This is a genomic window from Paenibacillus sp. sgz302114 (assembly GCF_056120345.1).
Genome location: NZ_JBVYOI010000006.1, coordinates 1 through 21,324, shown reverse-complemented (window position 1 = coordinate 21,324; position 21,324 = coordinate 1). Strand labels below are relative to the sequence as shown.

Below are 21,324 nucleotides of genomic sequence, written 5' to 3'. Positions count from 1 at the left end.
AGGGCGTTACATTCATGAACGAACTGAACTGGTAGTCTAGGTGCGGGTGCGGCGAGCCATAACTACCGTTTGCAGCGGTTCGCCAGCTCCCCGAGCTCCAGCAGCTCGTCGCTGCTGAGCTTGAACGCCATCGCATGCACATTCTCCTGTGCATGCTTCGGCTTGGAAGCGCCTGGAATGGCGAACACCGTATCGCCATTCGCATGAATGAGCCAGTTCAGTGCGACCTGGCTCGGGGAAGCGTCATGCTTGCCGGCAAGCTCGGCAAGCCGGTCAACCAAAGGCCGCGTCCGCGCCAGTGCGGCAGGCTTGAAGCTGCCGCTAAGCTTGCGGCCGGCGGCAATCCCGCGCACAAGCTCGGGATTGCTGTGGAACTTGCCCGTCAGCACGCCCTGTTCCAGAGGCGAGTACGCGATAATGGCAACGCCAAGTTCCTTGGCGGTATCGAGCACGCCATTATGCTCGATGCGGCGGTCCAATAGGTTGTATTTCACCTGGTTGGACGTGAGCCGCAGCCCGTGCGCTCGCAGCGCCTTGTCCGCCTCGCGCATGCGCGCCGCAGAGAAATTGCTGACGCCGATATGGCGGATCTTGCCCTGCTGCACCAGCTTCGCCATCTCGTTCATCTCGGCCGTGGCCGAGGAGAACGAGTATGGCTGATGCACCTGGTGCAGGTCGATAGGCCAGCCCTTCAATCGGCGCAGCCGCTCATCAATCGTGCGCGGAATGTTGCCGGCTGCCCGCATAATGGGCCACCACTTCGTCGCCACATGCGCGCCGCGAGCGGCATCGCCAAGCACGTTTAGCGCGTCAGCGAGCGCTTCTTCCGACTTGCCTCCGCCGTAAACTTCGGCGGTATCAAACCAGTTGATGCCGCCCTCAAGGCTCGTGCGGACAATGCCGAGAATGTCCTCATCCGCCAGCACCGGCCAGAACTTGCCGACCATTCCGCTGCCCTTGCTGAACTGCCAGCAGCCAAGACCGAGCGGGGAAAGCTCCAAATCCGAATTGCCAAGCCGACGCCGCAGCTGTACATTCGCTCCTGCCGTTTGCTGCACCATGCACGAATTGCCCCTTTCTATCCTTAAACGTCTATTTTTCGCTACGAGTCCGGCACACGGGCGGCTCTTTTTACGTTGAACTCGCTCTACTTCTCAAAAGCAATCGACAGCTCCAGCTGCGCCTTCGAACCCGCCGCCAGCATCGGCAGCTCGTCCTTCCGGTTCAGCTCGCCATTCAGCGCCATCCATGGCTCTACGCATACGAAAGGTGAACCGTTCACCTGCCATAGCACCACATATTTAAATGCATCGCTGTAGCGCAATGTTACTTTGCCGCTGTCATCTGGACCTGGGAATGAGATATGCGGGTCGGTTGCATCCAGCAAGGCGACCGATTCTTTTAACCCCGTGAGCACAATCTCTCCCTGCACGTCTTTGACAATATTGTCGTTGTAATCGAGGAATTGCGAGGCATCCGTGCCATAGACGATATCCTTCGACTCGCTGCGGAAGTAAGGATGGAAGCCTGCATAATAAGGCATCGCCGAATCGGATAAGTTGCTGTACGTCTGACGGATGTGCAGCTCGCCGCCAACTAGCGCGTAGGTGAATAGCAGCTCGAAATCCCACGGGAACTCGTCTCTGGTGCTTGCATCGCTCCGAAGGCGCAGCGTAACGGATGCTTCGCCGTCACCGCTCGTCGAAACGACTTCCCAAGGCCGATTGCGCGCAACGCCGTGGTTACGCATTGTATACTCTGTACCTTCCCATTCATACCGCCCCTCCATAAGCTGACCGCAGATCGGGAACAGAATCGGGTTGCCGCCGCGAATGTTCGCAGCAGGATCGAGCAGCGTCGCCTTGTCCAAGTAGAACAGCTCCACGCCGCCAAGGATGCAGCTGATGGCAATGCCGCCTCGTTCCGGACAGACTGTAACAGAGGAGTTCGACTCCGTGTCAATCAACGTAAACAGCTCATATGTATCTACCGTTTGCTTCACTTCATAGCTCATTGCTCCAGGTCTCCCATCATCAGGTGATATGCGATCAGCATACCATAATGAGGGCGGCGTACTAAAGGGAACGTATTTTCAATTCACTATATTGCATTGTAGAATAGCTGGTGATATAGTATAGCTCCGGGGCAATATTTTTTTGGCTCACTATTCTATAATGATGAATACCTAACGATGTGGTATAGGGGTGCTTGATATGAATGTTCAATTTAAGAAAGGCGTGCTGGACTTGTGCGTGCTTGCGCTGACCGCATGGGAAGACAGGTACGGCTATGAGCTTGCTGTCAGCATGTCTGCAAAGTTTGAGGTGGCTGTCGGCAGTGTGTATCCGCTGCTGAGCCGATTGACGCAAGAGGGTTATTTTTCCACTTACTTGAGAGAGTCCTCGGAAGGGCCGCCGCGCAAATATTACAAGCTTACGCCCGAGGGGCATAGACATCTGATGGAGCTGATTCGTGAATGGAAGTCCTTCTCCGTTGCGGTCGACGAAATTATTAAGGAAGGTGTAGAGCGATGATTAGGAATCAATATTTGCAGCAGCTGTGGGAGCTTCTGGAGCCAGTACCGGAGCGGATTCGGCGGGAATGGATGTACGATTACGAGGAACATTTTCGCATGGCGGCGGAGCATGGCAAGACGGAAGCGGAAGCGGCGCATGAGCTGGGAGATCCGCGTCTGATCGCCAAAGAACTGCTCCTCACCTACCACGTCGACCAAGCTGAGACGAAGAGCGTTAGTATTACACTCGTCTCCCGCGCCGTGCTGGCTGCGGTGAGCCTTGGATTCTTCAATTTGATTTTTGTGCTGGGTCCTTATGTTGCTCTGCTTGGCGTACTTGTCGCGCTGTGGGCGACGGCAATCGGCGTCGGCGTGTCCTCCCTCATGGCGCTTTATGAAGGTGCGTATGGCGGTGGAGTGACGATGACGCAAGGAATATTCATCGCGATGGTTCTGCTGGGCCTTGGCATGCTCATCGGTGCAGGCACGCACTGGCTAACGAAGGCCTTCTTGAAGATGACGCTTGCCTACTTGAAGTTTAATTCCAGAGTGATAAGGGTGAAGAAAAAATGAGAAACTGGATTGTTATTGCACTCATCCTGGTCGTCGTCGGCCTCATCGGCGCGTTCGCGACCTTCCAAGGCGACTTCTCGTTCGGTACGGAAAAAATCGACCAGCAGCAGTGGATGGCAGTGGACGGCATATCTGATATTGTTGTCAAAAGCGGCAGTATGGATGTGACGATTGTGCCAAACGGTGATCAGAAGATTAAAGCAAAGCTGACCGGCCGCGCAAGCCGCAAATACCGTGACAAGCTGAAGCTTACGCTTGAACGCAAAGGGGATCAGCTGAACGTCTCGCTGGAAGACAAAGTCGGCTTCACGATTGGACTGAACTTCCGCAGCGTAGATTTAACGTTGGAGTTGCCGCAGCAGATGTACCGCAAGCTGGTGCTGGATACTGGCAGCGGCGACGCCGAATTGAAGCAAGTTCAGGCGGACCGTATCGAGCTCGACATGGGCTCCGGCGATGTTAGCCTGGAGCAGCTTGCCGCTACGACGGTGAGCGTTGATATGGGCAGCGGCAATCTGCACGCGACGGATATAACCGTGAATGAATCGGCAGAGCTGAAAGCTCAGTCTGGTGATATTACAGTTGATGGACTGAAGTCAAAGCAGCTTACGGCGAAGACTGGCAGCGGCAACATTGCTTTGAATGATGTGGATGCAGCGATCAAAGGTGAAACAAGAAGCGGCGATATCGATCTCGCACTGGATGGGCTGAATCAGACGACCGATCTGGAAACAGGCAGCGGTGATGTGTCCATCATGACGCGCGAGGAGCCGCAAGATGCGCATATTACGTATAGCAGCGGCAGTGGGGATCTGGACAACGATTGGGATGGAGCGCAAAAAATGACCGATGAGGATGATCGCGACAACCTCGTATTCGGCAGCGGCAGCATTCCCGTACATGTTCGTACCGGCTCCGGTAATTTGGATGTAGGCGCTCGTTAGAAATGAAGGCTCCGTTTGCTGTTGCAGCAGACGGAGCTTTTTTTGTTTAAAAAACTACACTAATGAGAAGGATTTGCCGATATAACTGGTGATAGTTGCTTTTTTTTTTCTGGCCGGAACAGTCATGATTCGGCTTAAGTCCGCATAAACTTCGTTGTTTGTAACGGGGGGAGATGCGTATGGTGGAATCGCCGGACTTGCCGCTTGCGCCTTATCGGATCGAGAACGGGATGAAGTGCTTCGAATTAATTGCCGAACCGGTGCTGCAAGAGCTGCTGCCGGATATTTTCATGCAAGGCTACGGATATAACGGTTCCATTCCTGGTCCTACAATTGTTGTAGAGACTGGCGACTGGGTGCGCATCCGTGTCATTAATAGGCTGCCGGAAGCAACGAGTGTCCATTGGCACGGGCTAGACGTTCCTAATACGATGGACGGGGTACCGCCGATTGAGCCATCGCCGCTCATTGAGCCGGGCTATGGAATGGATTATATCTTCCGAATTATTAACCCGCCCGGAACGCATATGTATCACAGCCATTACCACACGCTTCGTCAAGAAATGCTGGGGTTATGCGGATTATTCATTATTCAGAACAAGCAGGAGAAGCACATCCACCGGGATATCGCATATATGCTTCAGGAATTTCATCTGAGCGGGCTGCCAAGAGGTGAGCTGCGCCCAGGCGTTTACACCATCGACCCGTTCTCGGACGGATTTAACTTCTTTACGATGAACGGGCGCTGCTTTCCCGATACTTCGCCGGTACAGGTACGTTTAGGAGAACGCGTACGGATTCGCTTGGCGAATATAGGGATGCAGGGCCATCCGATGCATCTGCATGGCGTGCAGATGCTGGAGACGGCTTATGACGGCAACGAAGTACCGCCATGGAGACAGCTCCGCAGAAGCACCGTGTTTGTTGCGCCGGGCGAGACGCGCGATGTGCAGTTCGACGCATGGAACCCGGGGCACTGGCCGTTTCATTGCCATATTCCACATCATACGTCTAACAACTTTACGATACCTATTGGAGGCATGTTTACGACTATTCAAGTTGCCCGTTAGTTCGAGTATATGTAGCAGAGGAGCTAGTAACATGCAGCTTAAAGGTAAATCTGTCATTGGCCCCATTTTATCCGTTGTATTGCCAATTGGCGTATTTGAATGGGTACGTTCGCTAGGAACGAAAGATGTTTCCATTGTTGTACCGGCGGGACATTTTCACATTGTAACGATCGTCGCAGCGCTAGCGATGCTAGTTGCCATCGGCGTCGGCATCACAGGCCATCGGCTTCGTAACATTAAAGTCGGGTTTATGTCGATCGCTTACTTGTCGCTGTCGGGCGTTTTCTTCCTGCATGGACTTACAACGCCTGGCTTTCTGATGCATGAGGATTACATGCCGAAGATTTTCGCGCAGCTGAGCGTGCTGCTGACATCGATTTGGCTGGCGCTGTCGGCAGTGAGCTCGGACCATTGGAGCGTGCGGCAGCTGTCCAAATGGCGCGTCTGGCTCCTCCCCGGTTGGCTAATACTGCTCGGTGCTTTATGCGCGTTAACGATTCGTTATCCGGATGCGATTGACCATCTTCCGCTGAACATCAATCCGTACAAATGGTTCGCTGGAGGTGCCACATGCATAGCCTGTCTATGGACGATGTACCGCTATTGGCATGCAAATCGGCATGCGCGTATCCCATTTCAGCAGGCGATCGTATACAGCACAGGCTTTATCGTTGCGGCGCAATACATCATTCTTATGGGCTCGGCGTGGAAGCTGAGCTGGTGGTTGTACCACTTCCTGCTGCTCGGCTCCTTGCTCACGATGCTGTTCGGTCTTGTGCGGCAGTATTTCTCCAAAGGATCATTCAGCACATCGCTGCGCATACTGTTCCAATCTGATCCGCGCGCTTGGCTGGAAGCATGGATAACGCCGAGCGTTCACGCGCTCATCATGGCGACGGAAGCGCGTGATTCGTACACGGCCGGCCATAACAAACGGGTTGCGTTGTATGCGCTGCGGCTTGGTGAAGTGATGGGCTTGTCGAAGCATCAGCTGCAGGCGATTGCCCACGGCGGCGTCGTGCATGATGTCGGCAAGCTGCGCGTGCCGGATGCGATTCTGAATAAGAGAGGCAAGCTCACGGCGGAGGAGCGGCTCGTTATCGAGCGCCATCCGGTCTCAGGCTATGAGATATGCCGGCAGCTTGGCTTCCTCAAGGATGAGCTATCCATTATCCGATCGCATCATGAAAAATGGGACGGAACCGGCTATCCCGACCGACTCAGCGGCGAAGGCATTCCACTGCTTGCGCGAATTAGCGCGGTCGCAGACGTTTATGATGCGCTGACCTCATCGCGCTCCTATCGCCTCGCGATGTCGCATGAGGATGCGATGGAAATCATTCTGACCGGCAGCGGCGTTCACTTCGACCCCGCGTGCGTGAAGGCATGGGAGAAGCTCGCGTCAATCGACACACAGTTCTTCCTCGAAATCGCAGCGAGCGACAGAACGCTGCGGCTCGCGCATACGCATAAGGCTGCGCAATAAAGTAGAAGGCTGCCCTCGCAAGTCACATGTTGAATTTGTGACTCGCGAGGGCAGCCTTTATTGTTGTTGGGAAGGCGCTGGCCGCCGGGCGGTCTGAGCAGCGCGGCTGCTGACCAAACTAACCAACATTCTGAAGCTGAGAACACAAGCAAATCCCCGTAGAATACCCAAGAGCGGGAAAATCCTCTCTCACCACAAGCCGAGCCCAGAATGAACACACAAGAGCGGGAAAACCCTCTTCACCGATTTAATTCGGGTACTTTGCGCCTGAACTGTGCCATACTCCAGTTAAATCCGATTTGCTCAGACTTCGCTGGCTAGAAAATTGAACTGGTTGGAATCGACTAGAATTTATGGACAGTCTCCATACGATCTCTCAGCATTCAAAACGCGCAGAAAGTTGGCCGAGGGAGCATATACGATCTGCAGCTTCGTCAATCGAGCGATTTCGGCAGTTTCCTTCTCTGAGAGTGCTGAATCTGGACTCTCAGAGCCTAAAACTGCCGATTTTGAAGCTGAGAGAGCACATACGGTCTCTCAGCATCGCCAATCGGCCGATTTCGGCAGTTTCCTTCTCTGAAAGTGCTGAATCTGGACTCTCAGAGTCTCAATCGGCCGGTTATCATGCCGAGAGAGCACATACGGTCTCTCAGCATCGCCAATCAGCACCCAAACCACGCCGATTATCATGCCGAGAGAGCACATACGATCTCTCAGCTTCATTTTTCTACTCGGACCTCGTAACCCGCCCAAAAAAACCTCTCCTTGAGGAATGGTCAGCGCTGCCGCGTGAGTCCGTTCTCCAAGGAGAGGTTTTTTATTCCGCTGTTTCGATCCCGCCGTTAAGGCCATATATCCTGGGGCAGCACATTCAGCTGGGACGCGATGAGAAGCGCCGTCTGACGCTGAGGCTTGCCGATCTTGCCGTTGCGCAGCTTGGAAATTGTTTGCAACGAGATGCCCGTCGCAAGCGACAGCTGCTGAGCGGATATATAGCTGCGGGCCATGAGCACCTTGAGCGTCACGGACGGATCAGCCGGCTCAGAGACGGAATGTATGTTAGTTATAATGAAGCCGTAATGAAGCAAGGAGCCATCGCCATTGAAGAACGGGCAAAACGTAATATGCAGCTCTAGCTGCACGTTATTCGCAAGCGGCTTGGTTTGAACGACAATTTGATCCATTCTTTGGTGGAGGGTGGCTTGCTTAATCGCGGATACTAACCGTTCCCGGTCGGCGTCTTCAAAAAACTTTTGGAGAGACTCTTCTTCAATGCGCAGGTTCGGATCGAGAATCGGAGACGTAGTGCTGCGAAAATAACGCTCGATTACGAGATGCTCATTCAAAATTCCGGATTGCAGTACCCTTTCGGTCTTGCTCATTGCATCGATCCACGTTCTGGCGGAGATATCTTCGGCTGTCAGCAAAAAAGCAGGTTCAGCAGTATCGGCAACCTCATCAATCGTTAGCAGCAGATGCTGTGGTTCTCGAGGTTTGGAAGTCTGTCTCAGCATGAAGATTTCCGACCGTTCGGTAACTATTAGCGCTTTTTCGTTCCAAGAGGAGAATAGCCTGCTTGGCGGGAGCCCCTTTAGGTCATCCTCCGAGCAGCCAACAAGATCTGAAAAAGCTTTATTAACGCGATCAAATTGCATGCTCGCACCTCGTCCTGTTATGACGGCGAGCGGCGTTTTGAGCGTATGAAAGACAGCGGCAAACAGTGACATCGGGCTTCCCTCACAATCAATAAGCGGCTAGTTTATAGAACAGTATATGAAAGGAAGTCTGAATTTTCAATGATTATTTATAAGTTGTCGCGATTATTTATAAATTCAGATAGCTTTCACTCCGCAATTCGAACTGAACCGCCGGGCTCGGGCACGACCGCCCTGCCATTAAAATGTTTCAATTACCAGTGGAATACAGCTACGCGGAACTTTCCAAAAAGAGCACTTTCATTCATAATAATACACAGATCAGCATCTAGGTTTTGACAACGGGGGAGAGTAATTTTATATGGCTAACTGTACAGTAGATGAATGTGAAAAACCGGTAAAAGCAAAGCAAATGTGCTCGATGCATCATCAGCGCTGGCGCAGGCACGGGGACCCGGTAGTAACGAAGGTTCGCCAATCCGCTGAACCGACCACTTGCAAGTGGGTGAACTGCGACAGGCTTACTGTAAGCAAAGGACTTTGCTCGAAGCATTACTACATCTACCGGCTGCAAAACGTGCAGAAGGTGCATATATAAACACGTAATTCATTACTCTATCGCCAACAGGTTCAATAACTATCTTCTATGAAGCTATTTCTGCTAGAGGTATAATGGTAACAACTACAACTATTGTTCCTTCAGGAGGGCCTAAGCTTTGGGAAGTTTTTCACTTAGGACAAAAGTGCTCGTATTAATTCTTTTTGTAACGTCAGGCGCGCTGTCGATTGTCGGCTATGGCAACTATACGCTTGCTAAGCAAACGATTATGGATACGCTCGTCGAGAAGGCGAATGCGAAGGTTCAGAACACGGCTAATGATTTGGCATCTTGGATTGATACCCGGCGTGCCGAGGTAGAAGTGATGAGCCGTACGGATCAAGTTCGCTTCGGTTCGGACAGCCAGCGCGAGGTTTATTTTAATACGGAAACACATCGGCCCAATTCCCCCTATGTATCGCTAGGGTTTGCAGACTTGACCGGACGCATGCATCTTAATAATAGTACCTATATTAATATATTGGACGAGCCTTCCTTTACGAGAGCGATTAGAGGCAATGTCGTCGTAACCGATCCGATGGAAAGGCGTCAGGATAAGAAGGAAATGATCGTCATTCAAGTGCCCGTATTCGGCGCAGGCAATAAAGTGATCGGCATTGTGGATGCCTCTCTGCTTGCTGACCGAATGTACCAAGAGCATCTTAATATTCATGTCGGAGCAAACGACTTGCTGTTCTTGTATAACGACAACGCTAGTATTATTGAGGCTTCAACGAAGCTGCCTTCGGAGTCTATACATTCGGCGGAGCTTCCTTTTCAATCGGTTGCTTCGGAAATGCTTGTCAGTGATTACGGATACGATACGCTGCATGGACCATCAGGCGCCTCTATTCTGTTCTACGCGGCTGTTAAAGGGACATCTTGGCACATTGCACTCAATGTTCCGCTGGATGATATTGGAGCGCCACTCAAAGCGATCAAATGGCGCGCGATCTTGACGATTGCTATCGCGGAAGCGCTGCTGACCATCCTCTTCTTCTTATTCTCCGATCATGTTATTCGGCGCATTAAGCGCATCCTCCAAGTTACGGAGGCGGCGGCGGCTGGCCGGTTTGACGTGAACAATGTGCATGATGACAGCGGTGACGAAATTTCACAGCTTGCCCAATCGGTGAACCAAATGAAAGTGCATTTAAGCGGTTTGTTCGGTCGTATGGATGCGATTATTAACCAGAACCAGTTCGCATTTATCGTGCTCGATGACCAGTACCGCGTTACCTATTTCAGCAAGGCTGCAGAGAAGATGCTCGGATACAAGTCCGAAGAAGTCATTAACAAAGCGACAGGGCTCTTGTTTGTTGCCCCTGAAGATGTTCGCAGGGAAGCAAAGCGGCTCAGCAAAAAATTCAACCGTCATGTGCCGCCGGATATTACCGTGTTCGAAATGCTGCGCAGCGAAAACTTCTCATACGAGCGGGAATGGAATTACATCCGTAAGGATGGGACAAGCTTCCCAGTCGCGCACAGTTCTAACGGCATGAGCGACCGCGAGGGGCGCTTTATTGGCGTAGCCGGCATCGCCCGCGACATTACAGGGCAGAAGCAGGCGGAGAAAGCGCGCAGCCAGCAGCTGAAGGTGATGGGCGCCGCGAAGGACTTGATCGCAACGTTCGACGATCAGGGCCAGCTGTTGTACATCAATGCGGCAGGGCGAGCTCTGCTTGGCATTCATGATTCTCACAGCGACACGGATGCCATGCCGATGCGCACAATCGGCGAGCTGCTCGATGGTATTGATGATGCTCGTGCGGTTGGCTTCCAGGAGAAGGAAGTGCTGCTGCGCACGATACAGGGCGCTTTTATTCCCGTGTCGAAGATTCTCGTCGTTCATCATGATGATCTGACTGGCGAGACGTTCTACTCCTGTATCGCCCGTGATATTTCGGAGACGAAGCGGGTCCAGCTGGAGCTCGAGCAAGCAAGGCGTGAGGCGGAGAGCGCAAACCTTGCGAAGAGCCATTTCCTTGCCCAGATCAGCCACGAGATCCGTACGCCGCTTGCCGGCATTATCGGGCTAACAGGACTGCTGCAGAAGACGGAGCTTACATCGCTGCAGCTTGAGTATCTCCATAAGACGCGAGACTCGTCCGAGGCGCTGCTGCTCATTATTAACGATATTCTTGACTTTGCCAAAGTCGAGGCAGGCAAGATTGAGCTGGATGAGGTGCCCTTCGATCCTTACAGCATGATACATAAACTGTCAGAGCTGCTCAGCGTGTTCGTCGGCGGCAAGGAAAGGTTCCAGTTTATCGTAGAGACGCCGAATACTTTGCCTTCGCTGCTTATCGGGGATTGGCTCCGGATGGAGCAGATTCTGCTCAATCTATGTATCAATGCGATTAAATTTACCGAGCGCGGTCATGTGCGGCTGCAGGTTCAGCTGCTGCAGAGCAGCAAGCCGGGCGGAGATGCGAAGCTTGCCTTTATCGTCGAAGATACTGGCATTGGCATGAAAGAAGAGCAGCTTGCCAAGCTGTTCAAGCCGTTCATGCAGGCAGATGCGGCGACGAACCGCAAGTATGGCGGGACTGGCCTCGGCCTTGTCATTGTGAAACGTCTGGTAGAGCTTATGGGCGGCACGATACAGGTACAGAGCCAGCATGGAAAAGGCAGTCAGTTCACTGTTGTTCTCGATCTGGCGGTTGCGGAAGAAGCGCAGCCGGATCGCTTCCGGATTGACCGAAGTGACCGGAGCGGAGAGCATTCCGTCTGGGTTGTAGAGGATTATGCGCCGATGAGCCAGCGGCTGTGCGTAGCGCTTGAAGACAGTGGGCTAACGCCCATACCGCTGAACTCATGGAAGACAGCTCATGAGCGTCTACTGCGTTCGGGCATTGGCGTTCGACCGTTCGCGGTATTGCTCGACTTTGAAATGCCGGATATGTATGGAGAAGAAACCTGGAACGATATGCAGGCAGCGGCCAGGGATGCTGGCGTGAAGACGATCGCGCTGACGACGGCCTACGGACGCGAGGAGCTGCTGAAGCTGCCGCTCGAACATCGTCCAGATGCGATATTGGTGAAGCCAGCGACATGTGTCAGCCTGAACCAGATGCTTCTGACGCTGTTCCCTCGGGAGGAGCAGCCGCCAGCGGAAGCCGATGTTGAAGCAGCAGCGGCACTTGCGCCGCTGCCGAAGCAGACGAAAGGTACGATTCTGCTTGCCGAAGATAATCACATCAACCAGCTTGTCGCCGTGGAGCAGCTGCGCGAATGGGGCTTTAAGGTCGATGTGGTGGAGACCGGCACTGAGGTGCTGAAGCGCATCACGACCAAGCGTTATGATCTCATTCTCATGGATATTCATATGCCGGAGATGGACGGGGACGATGCGGCGCGCATTATCCGGCAGGACTCCAAGTATGATCGGCTGCCGATCGTAGCGCTGACAGCGAATATTATTCAAGAGGATCATGACCGGTACATGCAGCTGGGTATGAACGATGTTCTTACAAAGCCGATTCCGCCGGATACACTCCTCCAAATCATTACCAAATGGCTCCGCTACGGCGGAGAACTGCGTGTCGATCAGGCGAAATCGAAGCCGAAGGAACGCGATTCGGCAGCCACCGCATATGTGCCAGTGCAGGCGCTAGATGATGAGTGGCTGGCAAGGGGCATTAAAGGTCTGAATCTCGAAGAAGCACTGCAGAGGGTCAATGGCAAAAGGGATATTCTGACGCATATGCTGAAGCTGTTTGTGAAGGATTACAGCACGTTCGATGAACGGCTGGCTGAGGCGCTCGAGGGGCAGGACTACACGCTGGCACGCCGTATGGCGCATACGCTCAAAGGGGTAGCGAGCAATCTGTCGGCAGCTGAGCTCGCCATGCTGGCGCAGCAGCTCGAACAACAGCTGAAAGCGCCTGAGCCTGATATGGAAGTTGGTCTCATTTATGAGGCCGCTGCAGCAGTAAGTGAGGAGCTTCGACAAATTGTTTCAAGACTTGTGACGGAGATGACGGAATTCGACACAAAATCCTAACATTTTTCTAACAATCTATTGTTGGGTTGATCTTCCTATTGTATAGTAATAGCAGAAGGTTTTTGTACGAATCACGACTCCCTTCACGAGGTGAAGAATGCATGTACAAGATATTGGTTATCGAAGATGATGTGATGATGAGCGATATGCTGTCGATGTACATGTCTGAAGAAGGCTACGTCATTAAGCAGGCTGCTACTGGTGAGCAAGGATTGAAGCTGCTGGAGCAGTTCAACCCGGATGTCGTATTGCTGGATTTGATGCTTCCGGATTGGGATGGCACAGAGCTGTGCCTGAAGATACGGCAGACATCTTCCGTTCCGATTATGATTGTGTCTATGAAATCGGAAGTTTCCGAGCGTGTACAAGCGCTGCGCGCAGGCGCAGACGATTACTTATGCAAGCCGTTCAGCATGCATGAGTTGAGTGCGAGGGTGGAAGCGCTAATTCGCAGAGCAAGACTGATGCAGACGGCTGCAGCTGGTGCGGAAGTGGACGAGCTGGAGCAATCGGAGACCGCCATACGGCTCGATACCGAGCGGAGATTGCTGCTTGTACGTGGGACGCAAGTCGAGACGACGTTCTCAGAGTTTGAGCTCATGAAGCTGTTTCTTACCCATCCAGGTAAAGTGTTTAGCCGTGAAGATCTGATTAACGCGATCCGTGGATTCGATTCGTTCGTAACGGACCGGGCTATCGATGTTCATATTGTGAATCTTCGCCGCAAAGTTGAGCGTAACCCGAAGGAGCCGCATTTTATCCGCACCGTATGGGGTGTAGGGTACAAGTACGTCTCGGAGGCTGAACCGGCGCATTAATAAACGATAGAGGCTCTTTGGTGCATAATTATGCGCCGAAGGGCTTTTTTTGTGCGCGAAATATACACTTTAACATAATTTTAGCGTATGAAGTGTCAAAACTCTATTTCCTTTCCTGTCGATTTGTGTGAGAATTTACCTAAGGAACCTATGGGTCGAAAGGATGAGAGGTAACGCGTATGGAACTATTAGAACCTATCATTCACAGGGAAACGATGCCTCGCCGTATGAATGCCCCATCTACGCAGATGTACGACGCCTTGACTGGACTGCCTGGCCGGAAGGCGGCATTTGCCATGCTGGCTAGAGCGATCTCATTAGCGAAGAAGTGCGGCAGGGGTGTGCTTGCTGCGCTTGTAGATATGGACCGGTTTTATTTGATTAACGAAACGAAGGGAACGGCGTTTGGCGATGAGGCGCTGAGGCAGATGGCGAATCGTCTCTATGAGCTAAGCCACTGGTCTTGCTCGGTCTATCGGTTGAGCGGCAACACCTTTCTCCTGTTCCAGATGCTTCAGCTGGATACGGCTTCGAAGGAATCGGAGCGACTTATTGAAGAGCTTAAAAACTCGGTAGAGAGCTTGCTGCACGTCAGGGGGCAGCAGCTGTATTCGTTGTGCAGCATTGGCGTAAGCAGCTTCCCGGCTGATGGTGATACGGCGGAGCTGATCGTGCGTCATGCTGACACGGCTCTTCGCCAGGCGAAGGCGGCTGGCGGCAACCAGGTTGCGGTCTACATCGAAGATGATGTAGCGCATATCAACCGGATGGAAGAGCTGCGAAGGGCACTCAGAACCATTCTTCCAAGTGAGCATCTGTCGCTGCATTATCAACCGATTTACGATGCCACAGGCAATCTGAGAGGTTTGGAAGCGCTTCTACGGTGGCATCACGAGCTGCTCGGGAATGTACCACCTGGAGAGTTCATCACGCTCGCAGAGCAGAGCGGCCAAATCGTGGAGATTGGCGAATGGGTGCTGAGCGAGGTATGCCGGATGATTCATCGGACGCGGAGCAAAGGACTGCACGATATTATCATTTCCGTGAATCTGTCCCCGCTGCAAATTACAGCCCCAGGATTCGTCGAGACGCTGCAACGTATACTCGCGCTGGCAGATACGCCGGCGGAATGCTTGGAATTTGAAATTACGGAAAGTATTATGATTGATTCGAGCAAGCGCACAACGACGGTGTTGAATGCACTGCGGGAAATAGGCGTGCGCATTGCACTGGATGATTTCGGCATCGGGTATGCTTCGCTGACCTACTTGCGAGAGCTGCCGCTTCATACGCTCAAGCTTGATCGTTCGTTTATTTGCCATATTACCGAGCAGCATGCGGAGGCGGCGATTGTGAAGGCAATGATCTCGCTCGTTCATGAGCTAGGGTTTGTAGCGGTAGCGGAAGGTGTCGAGACGAAGGAGCAGTTTGAATTGCTTCGGAGCTGGGGCTGTAACCTGTATCAAGGCTACTTGCTTGGCAGGCCGATGCAGGAAGAAGCGATCTGCGTGAAGCTGCGGCAGGCGGCGTTATAGCGCGCGAGAAGTGCACAGACGTAAAAAGAGCAGTTTGCAACTAAGCGGGAGTCTTGGATGACCGTGCTTCCGCTATGTACAAACTGCTCTTTTTGTTTGCGGCTCGTTCCGATGACTAGCATACTTCGAGGTAAAGCTTGGTGCCGTCGCTGTATTGCAGGATAGCCACGTCGCGAACCATTTCGACTGACTTGATTCGTTTCCATTTTTTGCGAAAATCAAAGTTGAATTCCATTTCCAGTAATTTATTGCGTAGAAGCTCCATGTATGAAAGCTGCTCGGATGGGTAGTGGACTGGAACAGTACGATTCTTGAAGGTAATGACTTTAGTCATCGCTGTAGCGCCTCCGTATATTTGATGTTTTCATTGTAATGAAAATCTTTTAGTCCCTTATAAAATGGAAATGAGTCATCTGTTTGTTTTACTTAAGCTTTTCTAACAAATTCATGCAACATTCGCGTATTTTCGAGGTGCGATGCTCGTGGTATTATTTGCTCAAATGTGCGGAATAATCCTCATGCTGTGTCAGGAACCTGGAAAACGGGTAATGACCTGCAGAAGATGGGCGGGAGGGCATGAATCTTGGCAAACGCTAAAGCGCTATTAACCAATATTTGCTTGCTTATTGCGCTGGCTTATTTGTTCGACTTGGGGTATCGGTACCTCTTTCAATACGCATCTAACCGGGTAAAATATTGGCTAACAACAGCGATGTTTATACTGGGCGGGTGGACGGCGATGGCTTTCGGCATTAAGACTGAAGGTCTATATTTGCTCGATCTGCGATTCGTTCCGCTTATTATCGCGGTGCTCGTGATTCAAGAGCCGGTGACGATTGCGATAATCGGATTCGGCATCGGAGTGGGGCGGCTGTTTCTCGGTGTCGATGAAGCCGCAATAGCCGCTGTTTTGAATATGACCGTTGTTGGCCTAGTCAGTGCTTGGTTATGCGCGTATCTGCGCTGGAAGCCGTGGCGCTTCGAATATAAGAGCATCGTTACCGTCCTTGCTGTAAATTTATTGTATGCCTTGAATACAACGCTGACACTGGAAACGCTCGACTTAATGCCGCTCGGCACCTACTGGCGGGAGTTTGGCTACTATTCGCTGCCGATTCGCATTGTGCTAAGCGGATTCTTGATCTATATCATCCGGGATTTCCAAAAGGAGCAGCAGCGCGTGGATGAGCTGCGGACGATGAACATGCTGCTTCGCAGGCAGACGCGGGAGCTGCGCGAGGCGAAGCGTGATGTTGAAGAGAAGGCGCGGGAGCTTACGCTCGCGAGTAAATACAAGTCAGAGTTTCTTGCGAATATGTCGCATGAATTGAAGACGCCGTTGAACAGCATTATTTTGTTATCGCAGCTGCTACAAGAGAGCGACGGCGAGAGGGTCAGTACGGAGGACGTGCGGTACGCGGAGCTTATTCATGGGGCTGGGAATGACTTGCTGCAGCTGATTAACGACATTTTGGACCTGTCGAAGGTGGAAGCGGGCAAAATGGATGTCTACTTCGAGCCGTTATCGACGCGTGAGCTTGTCCAGACATTACTGGAGCAATATATGCCACTTGCAAGCAGGAAGAATCTCGTCTTCGAGACAGAGATTGCTCCGAACGTGCCTGAAGTGATGCAGAGCGACGCGCTGCGGGTCAATCAGATATTGCGGAACCTGCTAGTGAATGCGTTCAAGTTCACAGAGCGGGGGAGCGTCAAGCTTGTCGTGAAGCTGGAGGGCAGCGTGCCGCTTGAGCCTGCTGCGCTGAAGAAGCGCCGGCTTCGCAGCTGGAATCCAGTCGCTTGGGGACGGCCGGCGGTGCGAATCACCTCGCCGCAGCGTATATCGTTCTCCATTATTGATACGGGAATTGGTATTGAGCTTGAGAAGCAGAAGCTCATCTTCGAGGCGTTCCAGCAGGAGGACGGTTCGATCAATCGCAACTACGGCGGTACAGGGCTAGGACTGTCAATCAGCCTGCAGCTCGCGCGGCTCCTCGAAGGGACGCTGTCGCTCGTCAGTCAGAAAGGCGAGGGCAGCACGTTCACCCTCTATCTACCGGTTTCACCGCAAGTGACAAGCAGCGTCGCGCTCGGCGACAATGGCCAGCCGGAGCCGCCGGATAAGGGGAATCGGCGCTTGTCTCGTGCCTGAAGGCAGGAGATAGGGGGATCTTTTTGTAGTCCAAGCGCTCTCCTTCGCGGAGGGCGCTTTTTTGCGTTCTATACACCTCAATAAAAGCGTATTCTTCAATAGATGTTGTTAAAATTGATGTGGATGGGTTTACAGTATATGTAATCTACCTTTAAACTTAATCGTATCTGAATCATGCTAATTAAGTGGAAAGGGGATGCAGATTTGCGAAAGGCGCAATGGGTAAGCCAAGCTGTAGAACTAACCGTAATTGCAGCCGTACTGACGTTCCTGACCGTATTTATCAGCATTCAAGTTTATGGGGCGGATTACGGCAAAACGGCTAACCAGTCTTTCAATTCGTTTAACCAGCTGGGCACACAGTTGCACAAGGCGTATACCCAATGGCGATACCCGGTTGATGAAGACCAGCACACGTTTGTAGGTGGAAAATGGAACGTCAGGGGGGAAGCAAAGCCCCGTGATTGGGATATTTGGAATGAGTCCAATCCATAAAGGCGTAGGCAACGTAAGGGTTTCTATTGCGCTGGTGTAGCTCAGGGGCAGAGCAACGCACTCGTAATGCGTAGGTCGGGGGTTCGATTCCCTTCACCAGCATCATCTAAATATGAAAATGGCGCGGTTTCCAAGAGGACTTGGGATCGCGTTTTTTGTTGTTATTTGGCGAATCGAAACTAGCATTTCCCTGTAATTGGTATTTATAGTAGTTACTATTTTTTCTATCAAATTATCCAACCCATTTCCTATTTCTTCATGTATGATAGGGTCTAGTAGAATATTCCTATATTTGAAAGGGTGGAAAGTATGAAGCGGCTTTTAGCAAGAATAGTAACACCAATACTCGTTTTAACTCTCTCTCTACCTACTCTCGCCTTTGCTGCGGATGATAGTAATGTTAAAAAACCACAGGAGGCTTCTCATAAAAGGTTTATTGAAGGCAATCTCTCTGGGGCGCTTCAGGGTGACACGGACATTCTTCACTTCCTTACTTCAAACAAAGAGATGCTAAATCTACATAATAATCGGAGTGCTAGTAACGAGTCATTTATTATGAACAAGAAGAGCAAAGACGAGGTTGGTAAAACACACTACGTTTATCAACAATCGCTGAGCGGCGTTCCTGTCTATGGAAGCTATGTTCAAGTCAACCTGGATAGCGACAGGAAGATTTATGCGATGCAAAATAATGTACAATCGGATCTTAATCTATCCGCTGTCAATACGACACCTAAGATCGCAGCCGAATCTGCAGTACAAGCATTCAAGAAAGATTTGGAGGCAGACTACAAAGCAGATATTGAATTGGAGACGAAACTGGAAACCAAAGTCGGGAGTATTAACTATCCAAAGCCGACTGCTAAACTCATGATCTACCCCTATCAAGGAAAAACTTATTTGGTGTACGAAGTAAATATGAGCTTTATCCACCCTGCCCATGCAAACTGGGTCGGATATGTGGATGCCGATACGGGGGAAATCATTGATAAGTATAATGAGCTTCAGGACGCATATACACCTATGACAGGAACGGGGTATGGCTATAATGGAGCTTCCAAGTCTTTGAAAATTAGTAAATATACGAATGGTAATTACTCGGATTACGAGTTAATAGACTTTACCCACTCTTATGATAATAAAGACGTTATATTTACAGGAAGCTTTTATGAGATTGATGACTTTTATGCAACTTGGAGTAAGACATCCACATTTAAGGACAATGCCTCGTTTCCACCGCATTATTACAGTGCAGCTGTAGACGCACATTATAATGCAAACCTTGTCTATAACTATTATAAAAATACATTAGGCAGGGATAGTATTGACGGAAATGGAATGAACATTATATCGATCGTAAATGATCCTCGTATCCTAGATAACGCGTCATGGGACAGGGGAATCCACTTTATGTTCTATGGCGATGGATCAGGATCAGCCAATGATGGCATGGATTGTACGTCCTGTGCCCTTGATATCGTTGCTCACGAGCTTACACACGGTGTTACCCAATACACGAACGGCCTTGAATATCGCAATCAGTCCGGAGCGCTTAACGAATCTTTCTCAGACATCATGGGAGCCGTCATCGACTCCAATGACTGGACTATGGGCGAGGACACAGGTTACATCATTCGAAACTTGCAGTACCCTGAGAGATACGGTCAACCGGCAAAAATGTCAGACAGCACCTATTGGCCGGAATCCAATGAGGATGATAATGGCGGTGTCCATACGAACAGCGGCATCCCGAATCACGCGGCTTATTTAATAGCTAGCAAAATCGATGCGGCAGGCATTTCACTACAAGGAAGAGACACTTTAGGCAAGCTCACCTACAACGCGATGCAATTCCTGTTTCCAACTGCACAATTCATAGATGCTAGATACGCTTACCTATTTGCAGTAGACTCTATGTCTGGGCTTAGTGCTGCGCAAGTCAAGAAGCTGAAGTCTATCGTAATTGATGCATGGGCTGAGGTAGGCATCTTTGAACCGGTTTCCGATTTTTCAGGTACCTTAAATGCAACAGCCATGTCTGCGACCTTTAACTGGTCGATGGGCTCAGGAGCTACGAGCATAGCGGTTCAGCAGTCGACCGATGGAGGCTCCACTTGGACAACAGCTCTGACTGGCACTTTGGCTTCCAATGCAACAACTGCGACAGCCAGTAATTTACTCGCTGGCAAACACTACTTATTCCGATTGGCTATTGTTGGCGGCAACAGTTCCGGTAATTCCAATATTCTTTCCCTTGATACACCAATGGCTCAGTTGAATTCGTTTAGGAACACGGCAAAGAATGCAACTACGGCAAGCTTTACGTGGACGGAAGCCTCAGATGCAAGTGCAGTGGAAATTCAGACATCAACGAATGGCACCACTTGGACAAAAGCTTCTACGGTCGATCCAATATTGCCAAATGCGCTTGACGCAACGGTTACTAATCTGACTCCGAATACAGCCTATAAATTCCGTCTTCTCATTACAGGAGGAGGCTACGCGGGGAATTCGAACGCGGTAGATGTCAAAACCGATGTTATTCCGATTACAGATTTTAAGGTTTCAAGCAAGTCAGGCTCCAGCATAACCTTCAGTTGGACAGCCGCAACAGGTGCGACAAGTGTCATTTTGCAGCAGTCTACAAATGGCACCACATGGACAACTGCTACTACAAGCGCGCTGAATGCATCATCAACGAGCGTAACAGTTACTGGGCTTCTTGCCGGCACTGCACTTAAATTCCGGCTATCGGTAACAAACGGCTACAGTGCGGGGTATTCTAACGTCTTGGACGAGACGACGCTTACTGTACCCGTAGAGAACTTTGCGCTAAAAGCTGCTGCGACAACAACAAGCGCATCGTTCACATGGACGGCAGCTGTTCGTGCAACTAGCATCGTTATTGAGCAGTCTGCCGATGGCGGCGAGAATTGGAAGACGGCAACAGCGAGTAAAATTGCGACTTCCGCTACAACCGCTACGGTTACGGGCTTAACGCCGAATACGAGTTACCAGTTCCGATTGAAAGTAGTAGGCGGTGGCAATGCAGGTATAACCGCTGTTGTTTTGGCGAAGACCGGTGCAGTGCAGATTACAACCTTTGCTAATACGGCCAAGACAGCAACTACTGCTTCGTTCAAGTGGACGCCAAGTACAGGTGCGAATGCATCGGCTGTGACGGTGGAACAGTCCACAGACCAAGTGAACTGGGTAACGTCAACGACAGATGCGTCGATTCCATCCAATGCGGCAGTCGCTACGGTTACAAACCTAACACCGAATAAAGCGTACAGCTTCCGCTTGAAAGTAGTCGGAGGCATGAATGAGGGTCTTTCGAATGTGACGGCGGTAACCACGATTCCACAGCCAATTACAGACTTGAAGAGAAGCGATGCGACAACACTCACGAGCATCTCGCTGCAGTGGACGCAGGCGAAGGAAGCGACAGCTGTCGTCCTTCAGCAGTCCACGAAT

At 51.3% G+C, this 21,324-nt stretch carries 16 protein-coding genes and 1 tRNA gene; 13 read left to right on the top strand and 4 right to left on the bottom strand.

The annotated features are described in order from the left end of the window. Nucleotides 1-62: 62 nt before the first annotated feature. Entirely contained in the window at nt 63-1,061 is a 999-nt protein-coding gene (locus AC0LWF_RS16610) for an aldo/keto reductase (RefSeq protein WP_474652660.1), read from the bottom strand. 86 nt (nt 1,062-1,147) lie between these two features. After that, complete coding sequence (locus tag AC0LWF_RS16605; RefSeq protein ID WP_474652659.1) at nt 1,148-2,014, bottom strand: aldose epimerase family protein; 867 nt, start codon at nt 2,012-2,014, stop codon at nt 1,148-1,150. A 199-nt stretch (nt 2,015-2,213) separates the two neighbouring features. Between AC0LWF_RS16605 and AC0LWF_RS16600 the strand changes: the two genes are divergently transcribed. The 5 genes from AC0LWF_RS16600 (at nt 2,214) to AC0LWF_RS16580 (ending at nt 6,588) form a co-directional block, all read left to right on the top strand. After that, on the top strand, nt 2,214-2,534 hold the full coding sequence (locus tag AC0LWF_RS16600) for a PadR family transcriptional regulator (protein ID WP_474652658.1): 321 nt from the start codon (nt 2,214-2,216) through the stop codon (nt 2,532-2,534). After that, entirely contained in the window at nt 2,531-3,088 is a 558-nt protein-coding gene (locus AC0LWF_RS16595) for an HAAS signaling domain-containing protein (RefSeq protein WP_474652657.1), read from the top strand. Before AC0LWF_RS16600 ends, AC0LWF_RS16595 begins: the two co-directional genes overlap by 4 nt. Then, the gene (locus AC0LWF_RS16590) at nt 3,085-4,032 is read left to right on the top strand and encodes a DUF4097 family beta strand repeat-containing protein (RefSeq protein ID WP_474652656.1); all 948 of its coding nucleotides are present in this window, start codon (nt 3,085-3,087) and stop codon (nt 4,030-4,032) included. Before AC0LWF_RS16595 ends, AC0LWF_RS16590 begins: the two co-directional genes overlap by 4 nt. Before the next feature lie 179 nt (nt 4,033-4,211). Beyond that, the gene (locus tag AC0LWF_RS16585; protein ID WP_474652655.1) at nt 4,212-5,102 is read left to right on the top strand and encodes a multicopper oxidase family protein; all 891 of its coding nucleotides are present in this window, start codon (nt 4,212-4,214) and stop codon (nt 5,100-5,102) included. Between the two features lie 31 nt (nt 5,103-5,133). Further along, on the top strand, nt 5,134-6,588 hold the full coding sequence (locus AC0LWF_RS16580) for an HD-GYP domain-containing protein (RefSeq protein WP_474652654.1): 1,455 nt from the start codon (nt 5,134-5,136) through the stop codon (nt 6,586-6,588). An 842-nt stretch (nt 6,589-7,430) separates the two neighbouring features. Here the strand turns inward: AC0LWF_RS16580 and AC0LWF_RS16575 are convergent. Then, nucleotides 7,431-8,315 carry a helix-turn-helix domain-containing protein gene (locus tag AC0LWF_RS16575; RefSeq protein ID WP_474652653.1) on the bottom strand — a complete coding sequence of 295 codons (885 nt, stop codon included), beginning with the start codon at nt 8,313-8,315 and terminating at the stop codon, nt 7,431-7,433. Nucleotides 8,316-8,604: 289 nt separating this feature from the next. Here AC0LWF_RS16575 and AC0LWF_RS16570 point away from each other — a divergent pair, with 289 nt between their 5' ends. The 4 genes from AC0LWF_RS16570 (at nt 8,605) to AC0LWF_RS16555 (ending at nt 15,200) form a co-directional block, all read left to right on the top strand. Next, nucleotides 8,605-8,841, top strand: a complete 237-nt coding sequence (locus AC0LWF_RS16570) for a hypothetical protein (protein ID WP_474652652.1) — start codon at nt 8,605-8,607, stop codon at nt 8,839-8,841. Nucleotides 8,842-8,959: 118 nt separating this feature from the next. Then, nucleotides 8,960-12,847 (top strand): response regulator, encoded by a 3,888-nt coding sequence (locus AC0LWF_RS16565; protein WP_474652651.1) that lies wholly within the window; start codon nt 8,960-8,962, stop codon nt 12,845-12,847. Between the two features lie 101 nt (nt 12,848-12,948). Next, a complete protein-coding gene (locus tag AC0LWF_RS16560; protein WP_090579768.1) occupies nt 12,949-13,665 on the top strand; it encodes a response regulator transcription factor in 717 nt (238 codons plus the stop codon). A 179-nt stretch (nt 13,666-13,844) separates the two neighbouring features. After that, on the top strand, nt 13,845-15,200 hold the full coding sequence (locus AC0LWF_RS16555) for a putative bifunctional diguanylate cyclase/phosphodiesterase (RefSeq protein WP_474652650.1): 1,356 nt from the start codon (nt 13,845-13,847) through the stop codon (nt 15,198-15,200). Nucleotides 15,201-15,315: 115 nt separating this feature from the next. On the opposite strand, the gene AC0LWF_RS16550 is transcribed toward AC0LWF_RS16555, so the two are convergent. Further along, the gene (locus AC0LWF_RS16550; protein ID WP_090579775.1) at nt 15,316-15,534 is read right to left on the bottom strand and encodes a hypothetical protein; all 219 of its coding nucleotides are present in this window, start codon (nt 15,532-15,534) and stop codon (nt 15,316-15,318) included. Nucleotides 15,535-15,783: 249 nt separating this feature from the next. Here AC0LWF_RS16550 and AC0LWF_RS16545 point away from each other — a divergent pair, with 249 nt between their 5' ends. The 4 genes from AC0LWF_RS16545 to AC0LWF_RS16530 all read left to right on the top strand — a co-directional run. Further along, on the top strand, nt 15,784-17,352 hold the full coding sequence (locus tag AC0LWF_RS16545) for a sensor histidine kinase (RefSeq protein WP_474652649.1): 1,569 nt from the start codon (nt 15,784-15,786) through the stop codon (nt 17,350-17,352). A gap of 204 nt (nt 17,353-17,556) precedes the next feature. Beyond that, the gene (locus AC0LWF_RS16540; RefSeq protein WP_474652648.1) at nt 17,557-17,847 is read left to right on the top strand and encodes a hypothetical protein; all 291 of its coding nucleotides are present in this window, start codon (nt 17,557-17,559) and stop codon (nt 17,845-17,847) included. Between the two features lie 30 nt (nt 17,848-17,877). Further along, nucleotides 17,878-17,949 (top strand) — tRNA-Thr (locus tag AC0LWF_RS16535). 453 nt (nt 17,950-18,402) lie between these two features. Beyond that, the coding region (locus AC0LWF_RS16530) for a M4 family metallopeptidase (protein ID WP_474652647.1) at nt 18,403-21,324 on the top strand (2,922 nt) is incomplete at its 3' end.

Bases quoted from the DNA above. Each gene is read 5' to 3' on its own strand.
- AC0LWF_RS16610 (WP_474652660.1), bottom strand. From the start codon at position 1,061: ATGGTGCAGCAAACGGCAGGAGCGAATGTACAGCTGCGGCGTCGGCTT.
- AC0LWF_RS16605 (WP_474652659.1), bottom strand. From the start codon at position 2,014: ATGAGCTATGAAGTGAAGCAAACGGTAGATACATATGAGCTGTTTACG.
- AC0LWF_RS16600 (WP_474652658.1), top strand. From the start codon at position 2,214: ATGAATGTTCAATTTAAGAAAGGCGTGCTGGACTTGTGCGTGCTTGCG.
- AC0LWF_RS16595 (WP_474652657.1), top strand. From the start codon at position 2,531: ATGATTAGGAATCAATATTTGCAGCAGCTGTGGGAGCTTCTGGAGCCA.
- AC0LWF_RS16590 (WP_474652656.1), top strand. From the start codon at position 3,085: ATGAGAAACTGGATTGTTATTGCACTCATCCTGGTCGTCGTCGGCCTC.
- AC0LWF_RS16585 (WP_474652655.1), top strand. From the start codon at position 4,212: ATGGTGGAATCGCCGGACTTGCCGCTTGCGCCTTATCGGATCGAGAAC.
- AC0LWF_RS16580 (WP_474652654.1), top strand. From the start codon at position 5,134: ATGCAGCTTAAAGGTAAATCTGTCATTGGCCCCATTTTATCCGTTGTA.
- AC0LWF_RS16575 (WP_474652653.1), bottom strand. From the start codon at position 8,315: ATGTCACTGTTTGCCGCTGTCTTTCATACGCTCAAAACGCCGCTCGCC.
- AC0LWF_RS16570 (WP_474652652.1), top strand. From the start codon at position 8,605: ATGGCTAACTGTACAGTAGATGAATGTGAAAAACCGGTAAAAGCAAAG.
- AC0LWF_RS16560 (WP_090579768.1), top strand. From the start codon at position 12,949: ATGTACAAGATATTGGTTATCGAAGATGATGTGATGATGAGCGATATG.
- AC0LWF_RS16555 (WP_474652650.1), top strand. From the start codon at position 13,845: ATGGAACTATTAGAACCTATCATTCACAGGGAAACGATGCCTCGCCGT.
- AC0LWF_RS16550 (WP_090579775.1), bottom strand. From the start codon at position 15,534: ATGACTAAAGTCATTACCTTCAAGAATCGTACTGTTCCAGTCCACTAC.